2 protein-coding genes and 1 pseudogene are annotated in these 2,187 nt (G+C 60.4%); 1 reads left to right on the top strand and 2 read right to left on the bottom strand.

Annotated elements, in window-relative coordinates; all coding sequences use genetic code 11:
* Positions 1 to 89 precede the first annotated feature (89 nt).
* Both WCA53_RS19280 and WCA53_RS19275 read right to left on the bottom strand, forming a co-directional pair.
* Complete coding sequence (locus WCA53_RS19280; protein WP_423914229.1) at positions 90 to 683, bottom strand: ferritin-like domain-containing protein; 594 nt, start codon at positions 681 to 683, stop codon at positions 90 to 92.
* 174 nt (positions 684 to 857) lie between these two features.
* Positions 858 to 1,034, bottom strand: coding sequence for a DUF1328 domain-containing protein (locus WCA53_RS19275; RefSeq protein WP_423914227.1), 177 nt, complete (start codon positions 1,032 to 1,034; stop codon positions 858 to 860).
* A gap of 222 nt (positions 1,035 to 1,256) precedes the next feature.
* On the opposite strand from WCA53_RS19275, the pseudogene WCA53_RS19270 reads away from it, so the two are divergent.
* Positions 1,257 to 2,187: pseudogene (locus WCA53_RS19270) on the top strand (sensor histidine kinase); the annotation flags it as partial.

Below are 2,187 nucleotides of genomic sequence, written 5' to 3'. Positions count from 1 at the left end.
CGGCCGTTCCCTGAAACCGTTCATTGTATTGACGCCCGGCGGGATCGTTCCTGCCGGGCGTCATCGATAAATCGATCGCGCTCGATCGTCTAGCCGTCGCGGCCTTCGAGCAAATCGGCCATATCGTCGGCGTGTTCTTCTTCGACCGCCAGGATTTCCTCGAACATCCGGCGCGTCGTAACGTCCTTGTCGCCGAGATAACGAATAATTTCGCGGTACGTATCAATCGCGATGCGCTCCGCGATCAGGTTTTCGCGAATCATATCGATTAGATCGGTGCCTTCCTTGTATTCCGAATGCGAGCGTGACTTCAAGCTCTCCGGCGCGAAATTGGGTGCGCCGCCCAACTGGACGATGCGCTCGGCTATGGTGTCAGCGTGCTCCTGTTCTTCGGCGGCGTGCTCCGCGAATTCCGCTGCCACCGCTTCCGAATGAATGCCCTTCGCCATGAAATGGTGCCGCTTGTAGCGCAGCACACAGACGATTTCGGTGGCCAGCGCGTCGTTCAGGAGTTGCAGCACGACTTCCTTGTCGGCGCCGTAGCTCGAGGTCACCGGGCCGTCTTCCATGTGTTGACGAGCGTCGGCGCGGATTTTTTCCAGGTCGAGCACGAACGGGTCGGACTTGGACCCCGCTTCCTTTGCTTGCGGCGGGGCGGTTTTCACAGCAGATGACTTCGACATTGATTGGCTCCTAACGGGGGATCAGATTGGGCGTCACGCGAAACGGGAACGAAAGCCCTCTGCGCAGGGGGTTTGGCTAGAATCCGGGATCGCACGACCACGCCCGACGCTGTGCGCACATTGCGTTCCCGGACCCGGATCGGACCCTACGCGATACCGCGCTCAGGTCTCTCCCTAATCGATCATTTTTTTCGTCACCACAAACCCGAGGACGAGGAAAACGACACACAGGATCAGGAACAGCACGAATAGAAACTTGGCGATACTCGCAGCGCCCGCCGCGATTCCCGTAAAGCCGAGCAAGCCCGCGATAATCGCCACGATGGCGAAAAATAAAGCCCACTTCAACATGATCGGCTCTCCAAAACGAAAAGGTTGGACTGCTGGCACGATAATAGCGGTACCTTACCCGCCTGCCATTCGGGTGCACGCCGTTTTTACCGTAGGAGTCCACCTACATGCACTTTCAACTGGCTTGTGACGCTTGAGACGCGCGTGTCCGCGAGAGATTCGAGTCGCTCGAAGCACCGCGAAAATTACACTGATGGAACAGAAAAACTTGGGGCGTAATCCATGATCTCCTCCACGCGCGAACACGGCGCGTCAAATCCGGTGGCGGGTGTCGCCCATCGTGCAACGCGGCTCAACGCACGAATCAACGTGTGGATGCGGCGCTGGAGCTGGGCCGTCGCCATGACGGTCGCGATCGTGATTACCGTGGGCGGCCTCGTGATTCTCGAGTCGGGCCGCATGCGCATCGCCGCTGAATATGAGACCGCACTCGACGCAAAAGGCGCGACCACGCAATTGTCCGCGCTAACGGGCGACATCGCGTCGCTTGACGCCAGCGAGCGCGCGTTCCAGCTCAGGCCAGACCCCGCCTACGCGGGACACTACGCGTTCGCCGCGGCACGGATCCAGCAGACGGTTGCGTCGCTGGATGCGTACTATCGGCGCATGGCCGACCACGCCGCGCTCGCCAGTTTCAGGCAGGTCGGTGAAACCCTCGACGGACGAATTGGCGTCGGCCTGGCCGCGCGCCCGGCGCAGGAAAGCGCTGCGAGCAACACGGACATGCTCGATCACACCCTGGCCCTCTTGCGCCTGAATGAGGAACGCCGCGCCCAGGCCGCTCTCGACGCGAGCCATGCCGACCAGCGTATCTCCACGTTCTGCGTGGGCGCGTTGTGCGCGCTGAATATCGTGTTGTTCCTGCTCCTGTTCCGCAACCTCGGTATTCAACTCGCCAAGCAGGATCGCGTGCAACAAAAGCTCATCACGCAGCAGGAAGAACTCGATCAACTGGTGTTCGAACGCACCCGGCAACTCGAAGCGCTCGCGTGGCATTTGCAATCGGTGAGTGAAAACGAGAAGACCCAGCTCGCGCGCGAACTCCACGACGAACTCGGTGCAATCCTGACCGCGAGCAAGATGGATGTGGCATGGGTCAATGGCAAGCTCAAGGCCGCCGAGCCCGCGATGTCCGAAAAACTCGGTCGCGCGC

The sequence above is a fragment of the Caballeronia sp. genome (assembly GCF_049581465.1).
GTDB lineage: Bacteria > Pseudomonadota > Gammaproteobacteria > Burkholderiales > Burkholderiaceae > Caballeronia.
The sequence above is the reverse complement of the archived record's forward strand: the minus strand, read 5'-3'. Positions and strand labels throughout refer to the sequence as shown.